Consider the following 7,685-nt stretch of genomic DNA (forward strand, 5'->3'; position numbering starts at 1 on the left):
GCGGATTTACTTCTTGGCGGCAAAGAGCGCGTCGAGCTTGTCTTCGTACGCGTGATAGCCGAGGTAGCGGTAGAGGTCTTCGCGCGACTGCATCGTCGAGACGGCGGCCTTTTGCGTGCCGTCGCGCTTGACGGTCTCGTAGAAGTTCAGCGCGGCGGCGTTCATCGCACGATACGCGCCGCAGCAATAGAGCGCGATATCCACGTTCGCGCTCTTCAGTTCTTCGGTCGTGAAGAACGGCGTCGAGCCGAATTCCGTGAGGTTGGCGAGAATCGGCACCTTCACGGCGGCGCGGAAACGGCGGTAGTCGTCGAGCGTCTTCATCGCTTCGGGGAAGATCATGTCCGCGCCCGCTTCCACGTAGGCCACCGCGCGCTCGATCGCGGCGTCGATGCCTTCCACGGCGGCCGCGTCGGTGCGGGCCATGATGACGAAGCCGTCGTCGGTGCGCGCATCCACGGCGGCCTTCACGCGGTCCACCATCTCGCCGGTCGCCACGACTTCCTTGTTCGGGCGATGGCCGCAGCGCTTCTGGCCCACCTGGTCCTCCAGGTGCACGGCGGCCACGCCCGCCTTGATGAACGACTTGATCGTGCGCGCGATGTTGAAGGCGCCGCCCCAGCCGGTGTCGATGTCGACCATCAGCGGAATGTCCACGGCGTCGGTAATGCGGCGGGCGTCGATCAGCACGTCGTCCATGGTGCTGATGCCGAGGTCCGGCACGCCGAGCGAGTTGGCGGCCACGCCGCCGCCCGAGAGATAAACGGCCTTGAAGCCGGTCGCCTGCGCGAGCTTGGCCGCATACGCGGTGATGGCGCCGACGACTTGCAGCGGCTGTTCGGCGGCCACGGCTGCGCGGAATTTTGCGCCGGCGCTTGCGGGGGATTTGTTGTTCATGCGTGATGTCTCCAATTGAATCGCTGCCTGATACTGCAGGTAGCGTGCCAGCTCCGCGCTACGAGACTAACGCGTTGATTTTGCGACGGAATCGTGCGTGCTGGTAGCAGGCCCTGATTTCCAGGGTGAAATCGTAATTTCAAAAATGAAATCGACGCGCGATAATGCGAAATCCGGCTGACGGCCGGCTTTCGGCTACACCGGCCCTCGACGCCACGACCGTATCGTTGGACATCATGAACCGCTTTCCCGCTCCCGCTTCCTCCGCCATCCGCCCGCGTGTGTGGGCGATGGGCATCAGCCGCCTGCGCGACCTGTTTCGCGACATCGCCCGCGAATACGACGAACTCGCGGACCTGCGCGTGGTGCCGCGCGGCTTCGAGGAAGCGGTGGCCGAAATCGCCGCGGCGGGGCCGAACCAGCGGCCCGATGTGGTGGTGGCGGCGGGCTCGAACGGCACCTATCTGAAGGCGCGTATCGACCTGCCCGTGGTGCTCGTGCAGCCCACCGGCTTCGACGTGATGCAGGCGCTCGCCCGCGCGCGGCGCGAGGCCGATCTCGTCGCGCTCGTCACCTACGGCGAGACGCCCGTGGAGATGCGGCGCTTTGCCAGCGCCTATGGCATCGACGTGGTGTTCGGCGAGTACCGCACGGTCCAGGACGCCGAGGCCTGCGTGCTCGACCTGCGCGACCGCGGCGTGGGCGCGGTCGTGGGGCCGGGCCTCGTCAACGATCTCGCGGCCCGGCTCGGGCTCGTGCCGTTTTTCGTCTACTCGCGACCCTCGGTGCGCGCGGCGTTCGACAACGCGCTGGATCTCGTGCAAGCCACCTGGCGCGAAACGCAGCGCCGCCAGCGCCTCGACAGCGTGTTGCAACATCTGCGGGACGGCGTGGTCGCGCTCGACGCGCGCGGCCGCGTGGAGGCAATCAACCAGCGCCTCGCGGCCGTGCTCGGCATCGACCCCGCGGCGGCCGCGGGACAGTCGCTCGCGGCGCTCGCGCCCGACATCGCCTTCTCGCTGCCCGAGGCCGATGGCGAATCGCTCGAGACGGTGCGCGGCGTGAGTTACGTCGTGCATCGCGGGCCGCTCGTCGACAACGGCGTGACGACGGGTGCCGTGCTCACGTTCCAGGAGTCGCGTGCGGTGGAGCGGCTCGACCGCACATTGCGAACGCGTCAGCGCACGCAGCAGTTCGTCGCGCGCTACCGGCTGGACGACCTGAGCGGCGCAACGCCCGGCATCGAGCGCGTGCGCCAGCTCGCGCGGCGCTATGCGAAGTCGGACGCCACGGTGCTGATCCGCGGCGAAAGCGGCACCGGCAAGGAGATGATTGCGCAGGGCATTCATCGCGAGAGCCCGCGGCGCGACTTTCCGTTCGTCGCGATGAACTGCGGCGCGTTTCCCGAGGCGCTGCTGGAGAGCGAGCTGTTCGGCTACGAGGAGGGCGCGTTCACAGGCGCGCGGCGCGGCGGCAAGGTGGGGCTCATCGAGGCGGCGCACCGCGGCACGCTCTTTCTCGATGAAATCGGCGAGATGCCGTTGCCGTTGCAGAGCCGCCTGCTGCGCGTGCTGCAGGAGCGCGAGGTGGTGCGCCTCGGCGCCACGGAGCCCACGCGCGTGGACGTGCGGGTGGTCGCCGCCACGCACCGCGCGCTCACCGAGCAGATCGAAGCGGGCGAGTTTCGCGCGGATCTCTTCTATCGCCTGAACATTCTCAATCTCGCCATTCCGCCGCTGCGCGAGCGCGCCGCCGATATCGCGCTGCTGGCGGGAGAACTGCTGTTGCAGGCCTCGCGGCGCGAGCCGCGCGTGGCCGTGCGCATCCGCACGCCCGAAGACGCGGCGCGCACGCTCGCGCTGGTGAGCGGCGCGCTCGCGCGGCACGCATGGCCCGGCAACGTGCGCGAGCTGCAGAACGTGGTCGAGCGGATGGTGGTGGAGCTGGCCGATACGGAAGAGGAGGGGCTGACGCCCGACGTGCTGCGCTCGATCGCGCCGGAGGTGTTCGAGTCGCGCCACGCGGCGAGTGGCGCCGCAGCGACGGCAGGCGAGGGCGCGCTCACCCTGCGCGAGCGCAGCCTCAACACCGAAGCCGATGAAATCCGCGCCGCGCTCGACGCCTGCAACGGCGATCGCGACCGCGCGTGCGAGATGCTCGGCATCAGCAAGACGACGCTCTGGCGGCGCCTTTCCGCCGCGAAGGGCAAGCGCGGCAGCGCGGCCGCCGAGGCAGCCGTGGCCACGGCGCCCCGCAAGGCGCCGCGCGCCTGAATCGCGCTCAGTTCTTCAGGGCGTTAAGGAGCGGCGCCACCGTCCCGTGCAAGTGCAGGATCTCGGGGCTCGCCTGCAACAACGCCTGATAGCGCTCGTAGAATTCCGCCGATTCCTCGCCGGAAAAGAGCGCGGCCACGCCCTGCGCCGCGCCGATGCGATCGTCGGGGCTCGCGTCCTTGGCGTCGAGCGTTTCGTCGACGTTGGCGATCACCGTCGAGAGCGGCATGAGCCAGCGAAAGCCCGAGCCGTTGATGAGCACCTGCAGGAAGGCCGCCGGCGTGACCGGTCCGAACTCGCGTTCGTAGTCCTTGCGCTCGTGGTCGAGAATCGCCTTGTGCAGCGTGAGCAGGGGCTTGCGCACGGTCGTGAGGAATTGAATCGCGCTTTGTTCGTTCATCGTGCGGCTCCTTCTGTGGCGCTCGTCGGGTCGTGACGCATCGTCGGGTCGTGACGCATCGTCGAATGGCGCGCGCTGGATCATGAGGTAGCGCGAACCGTTCGCGCCGATATGCGGACGATGGTAGCGCAATGGCCGGTCGCAAGTGGCCAAGCGGTAGATGAGCCGTGGATGAGCGCGGCGGCGCTACACTCTGCCGGTCCGCGAAACCGCGATGCCCGCGCGCCGATCACCCCGAGAACGCTTCGATGACGATGACGATCCTGCCACTGCACCGCGACGACCTGCCGCTCGACACCGCCGAGCTGGCGCGCTTCATGGTCGGCAAATATCTCGTGCGCGACCTGGCGCGCGGACGCATGGCCGGGCGGCTCGTCGAAGTCGAAGCGTATCCCGTGGGCGACTCCACGAGCTATGCCTACATCGGACGCCGGCCCTATAACGCCGCGATGTTCCTCGAGCGCGGTCATGCCCACGTGCGGCTGACCTACGGCAGCGCCTGGATGTTCAACATGTCGAGCGAAGCCGTGGACGTGGGCGCGGGCATCCTGTTTCGCGCGCTGGAGCCGCTCGAAGGCATCGGCGCGATGGAGGCGCTGCGCCCCGGCGTCCCGCTGCGCGATCTCGCGCGCGGGCCGGGGCGGCTCTCGCAGGCGTTCGGCATTGCGGCGGCCTTCGACGGCGTCGACCTGTGCCGCGGGCACGGACTCTGGATCGGCCGCGCGGACGAACCCGAGCGGCCCGTGGGCGTGACGACGCGCATCGGGCTCTCGCGCGAGATGGACCGGCCGCTGCGTTTCTACGAACTGGGCAGCCGGTTCGTGAGCGGCCCGCGCAAGCTGCTGGACGGCGGCGTCGCCCCGCTGTGACTGGCTCGGGCGCCCCGGCGGGATCCGCGGGAAGCGCCGCGCCGCAAGGCGCTCGCGGGACGTGGTATGCGCGCGGCATTGTTGCCGCGAATGAAAGTGTATTTTCTCAAAATAAGGGTTTCCCCTGGGCTCCTGTCTCAATAAACTCAAATCACTGGTTCGGCGATGCAATCAGACACCGCCGCCGGCATAAAACAAGTGATGGAGGTAATGAACATGAAGTCCCGTACCCTGATTCAAGCCGCATTCGCCGCCGCCCTCGTGGCGGCTCCGGCCCTTTCGTTTGCTCAGGTGCAAGGCAACGGTCCGGTCACGCGCGCCGAAGTGAAGTCCGAACTGATCCAGCTCGAGAATGCCGGCTACAACCCGGCTACCGCCAACGACGCGACGTACCCGAGCGACATCCAGGCCGCCGAAGCCCGCGTGAACCAGCAGCAGGGCCTGGCGCAAGCGCCGGCAGCGGAGACGAGCGGCTATGGCCCGTCGACCTCGGGTTCGGCGCAATCGGGCCAGCCGGCCACGGTGCGCCCGTCGCAGTCGGTGTACTTCGGCAACTGAGCGGGAAACTGAGCGGGCAGTTGAGCGGATAACCGGGCAGGGCGCGCCGTCAGGGGCGCCAAAGTCCAGAGAGCGCGAACGGTGCATATGGCCGTCGCTCAGACACCGGCACAGGCGACATCGATCGGCCACAGGCTGGCCGCTTCCGCGCAAGCCGGTGCCCGGGGGGTTCGAGCGGGCACAGCGGCCCGCGCAAGATGACCCGGCACCCGCCCCCACCCAGCAACGCCCCTAACCGATACCGGCGAAGGCGGACAGCGTTCCGCCTTTGTCGCACGCCGCCCGCGCAAACCATCGCGCGATTTTTCATGCGTGGAACCTCCGCCGCCGAAAGGTGGCTTCGCCCAACCCCTTCGGGATTGGGCGCTTTTTCACGTCTGGCGGTCTGGAGGGGCGGGAGCGTTACGTCAGGCGCTGGGCCCGCCGGTGATGTAGTGCTCGAGCTGCTCGATCGTGAACTTCTGCTCGGCGATGATTTCCTTCACCAGGTCGCCGATCGACACCATTCCCACGAGCTTGCCGCCGTCCATGACGGGCAGGTGGCGCATGCGCCGCTCGGTCATGAGCGCCATGCAGTCGTAGGTGGTCTGCTCCGGTTCGACGAAGCGCACGTGCGTGCTCATGATGTCGCGCACGGCGGTCGTTTTCGAAGATCGGTCCATCAGCACGATCTTGCGCGCGTAGTCACGCTCCGTGACGATGCCGGCGATCGTTGGACCGTCGGTCACGAGCAGCGCGCCGATCTGCTTATCGGCCATCAGGCGGATTGCGTTGTAGACGGAATCGGAGGCTTCGATCGTGTAGACCACCTGTTCCGGCTTCGATTTGAGTACCTGTGCAACGCTTGTCATAGGGCGACCCCTCTTCGTCCTTCTGGTTGGCCAGTCTTTGCGCGGCGCGGCAGGCCGGGTGTATTGCCCGTCAAGCCATTGGAAAGCCATACCAGTATAGGCGGCTGGCGTGCCATGCGTCGTCGGGGTATGCGCGGGGTCGCACCATTTATGCCGGGGGCATGCGGCGCGGGCCGAGCCGTCCACTACGGGGCTGGGCGGCGGGGCGGAGCAAATGGCGGTAAACTCCGGTTCCGAACCTCAACCCGGCCCCTAGCCGGTTTTGCCAGTTTTTTGCTCGAGAATCATGCCTACGCTTCCTGAGTCGTCCTGTGCGGACGGCGACAACGCCAATGAATGCGTCGTGCTTGACGCGACCGCCACGCTGCCGACCCGCTACGGCACGTTCGAGTCTTATGTCTACCGGGTGAAGGACGGCGGCGCCGAGCATCTCGCGCTCGTCATGGGCGACGTGGGCAGCGGCGAGCCCACGCTGACGCGGCTCCACTCCGAGTGCCTGACCGGCGACGTGTTCGGTTCCTACCGCTGCGACTGCGGCGAGCAGCTCGACCTCGCGCTGCGCTACATTGCGGCCGAAGGCCGTGGCGTGCTGCTCTATCTGCGTGGCCACGAAGGCCGGGGCATCGGCCTGTCGAACAAGATTCGCGCGTACCAGTTGCAGCAGCAGGGCCGCGACACCGTCGAGGCGAACCTCGATCTCGGTCTGCCTGACGACGCGCGCGAATACGATTCGGCGGCAGCGATCCTGCGCCTGCTGAAAGTGTCGTCGGTGAAGCTCATGAGCAACAATCCGAAGAAGTTCGACACGCTCAGGCAGCACGGCCTCCCGGTGATCGAGCGCGTGGCGCTCGCGATTCCGATGCGCGAGGAAAACGAGCGTTATATCCGCACCAAGCAGGTCAAGTTCGGGCATTACTTCGAAGAAAACGAATAAGGGAAGACCCGGCGTTTTTTCGGGGTTCAAGGCAATGCTGGGGCCAATCGCAGATTTGCGCGCCGCCACCATCACACGCGCCCAGGCCTTCGACTTCCTCGACCCATATCGGTCAACGGCAGTGCTCGCGGGACGCCTGGTTGTGCCTGGCATACGCGCTCGATGCCGGCCGTCTTCCGGAAAACACCGCGAATTGGTGGAGAGAGGTATTAAGAGGGCGCTTGAAGAGCAAGGGGCGCGCATGGCCGACTACTGCGCGCGACACAGTACGGACGGCGACCCGAGCTGGCCACGTAGTTTAGCAACAGGGCACGGCGCGCTCAGAGGAAGTTCCTGAATAGCATCGTCGCCCACCACCAGGCGCCGCCGCAGCCAGCGGCCCGGCAGCGCGCATCGGGATCCGCCAGAAGGCGGCCATTGGCGTCGCTCACCGAACTTGAGTTGCGCAGGAAGTACGCCACGCTGTCTTGCAAGGGACCGAGCCCGTCCTCAGGGATATCTATCCACAGGCCGTTTTCGGTATTCAGGCGGCCCGACAGCGAATCGAAATTGAAACTGCCGAGATAATATCGATGGTCGTCGATGAGGACCAGCTTGGCGTGCATCATGCGGTTCTCCTGGTCGGTATATTCGCGCACCTCGATCCCGGCATTCACCACTTCCGGGCTATTCCAGAACAGGGCGAAATGCTGGTACATGGCGTGCAGGGAGGAAGCATCCTGGCCGGCGTCGCCCGACACCATCAGATCGCGCTCGCTGAGCCAGTTACGGAAGCTCGCATCCCAGATCGAGGTACTGCCGATCACGGCCGTGTCGCCAACCAGGAACAGTTTGTCGTGCATGCGATGCGAAATCTCGACGAGATCGGATCGTGGATGGAAGATTCGGAGTTCAATGCCGGGA

8 protein-coding genes are annotated in these 7,685 nt (G+C 66.6%); 4 read left to right on the forward strand and 4 right to left on the reverse strand.

Features of this window, described 5'->3' with window-relative positions; genetic code table 11:
- Positions 1-6: 6 nt before the first annotated feature.
- Positions 7-897 (reverse strand): methylisocitrate lyase, encoded by an 891-nt coding sequence (gene prpB, locus M3I56_RS35785; protein WP_035513600.1) that lies wholly within the window; start codon positions 895-897, stop codon positions 7-9.
- Between the two features lie 236 nt (positions 898-1,133).
- Here prpB and prpR point away from each other — a divergent pair, with 236 nt between their 5' ends.
- Entirely contained in the window at positions 1,134-3,170 is a 2,037-nt protein-coding gene (prpR, locus tag M3I56_RS35790) for a propionate catabolism operon regulatory protein PrpR (protein ID WP_254358013.1), read from the forward strand.
- Between the two features lie 7 nt (positions 3,171-3,177).
- On the opposite strand, the gene M3I56_RS35795 is transcribed toward prpR, so the two are convergent.
- Positions 3,178-3,570, reverse strand: a complete 393-nt coding sequence (locus tag M3I56_RS35795; RefSeq protein ID WP_069266209.1) for a hypothetical protein — start codon at positions 3,568-3,570, stop codon at positions 3,178-3,180.
- Positions 3,571-3,818: 248 nt separating this feature from the next.
- On the opposite strand from M3I56_RS35795, the gene M3I56_RS35800 reads away from it, so the two are divergent.
- Together M3I56_RS35800 and M3I56_RS35805 are read left to right on the forward strand one after the other, a co-directional pair.
- Entirely contained in the window at positions 3,819-4,439 is a 621-nt protein-coding gene (locus M3I56_RS35800) for a DNA-3-methyladenine glycosylase (RefSeq protein WP_254358009.1), read from the forward strand.
- Between the two features lie 216 nt (positions 4,440-4,655).
- Complete coding sequence (locus tag M3I56_RS35805; RefSeq protein ID WP_254358010.1) at positions 4,656-4,997, forward strand: DUF4148 domain-containing protein; 342 nt, start codon at positions 4,656-4,658, stop codon at positions 4,995-4,997.
- Between the two features lie 407 nt (positions 4,998-5,404).
- Here the strand turns inward: M3I56_RS35805 and M3I56_RS35810 are convergent, their stop codons facing one another.
- Positions 5,405-5,848 (reverse strand): CBS domain-containing protein, encoded by a 444-nt coding sequence (locus M3I56_RS35810; RefSeq protein WP_254358011.1) that lies wholly within the window; start codon positions 5,846-5,848, stop codon positions 5,405-5,407.
- A gap of 286 nt (positions 5,849-6,134) precedes the next feature.
- Between M3I56_RS35810 and ribA the strand changes: the two genes are divergently transcribed.
- The gene (gene ribA / locus M3I56_RS35815) at positions 6,135-6,782 is read left to right on the forward strand and encodes a GTP cyclohydrolase II (RefSeq protein ID WP_035513597.1); all 648 of its coding nucleotides are present in this window, start codon (positions 6,135-6,137) and stop codon (positions 6,780-6,782) included.
- Positions 6,783-7,102: 320 nt separating this feature from the next.
- On the opposite strand, the gene M3I56_RS35820 is transcribed toward ribA, so the two are convergent.
- Positions 7,103-7,685: phosphatidylserine/phosphatidylglycerophosphate/cardiolipin synthase family protein (locus M3I56_RS35820; RefSeq protein ID WP_254358012.1), on the reverse strand; the 583-nt coding region annotated here is incomplete at its 5' end.

Source organism: Paraburkholderia sp. CNPSo 3281, assembly GCF_024206515.1.
Lineage (GTDB): Bacteria > Pseudomonadota > Gammaproteobacteria > Burkholderiales > Burkholderiaceae > Paraburkholderia > Paraburkholderia nodosa.

Coding starts and splice junctions, on each gene's coding strand:
- prpR (WP_254358013.1), top strand. CDS start 1,134: ATGAACCGCTTTCCCGCTCCCGCTTCCTCCGCCATCCGCCCGCGTGTG.
- M3I56_RS35800 (WP_254358009.1), top strand. CDS start 3,819: ATGACGATGACGATCCTGCCACTGCACCGCGACGACCTGCCGCTCGAC.
- M3I56_RS35805 (WP_254358010.1), top strand. CDS start 4,656: ATGAAGTCCCGTACCCTGATTCAAGCCGCATTCGCCGCCGCCCTCGTG.
- prpB (WP_035513600.1), bottom strand. CDS start 897: ATGAACAACAAATCCCCCGCAAGCGCCGGCGCAAAATTCCGCGCAGCC.
- ribA (WP_035513597.1), top strand. CDS start 6,135: ATGCCTACGCTTCCTGAGTCGTCCTGTGCGGACGGCGACAACGCCAAT.
- M3I56_RS35795 (WP_069266209.1), bottom strand. CDS start 3,570: ATGAACGAACAAAGCGCGATTCAATTCCTCACGACCGTGCGCAAGCCC.
- M3I56_RS35810 (WP_254358011.1), bottom strand. CDS start 5,848: ATGACAAGCGTTGCACAGGTACTCAAATCGAAGCCGGAACAGGTGGTC.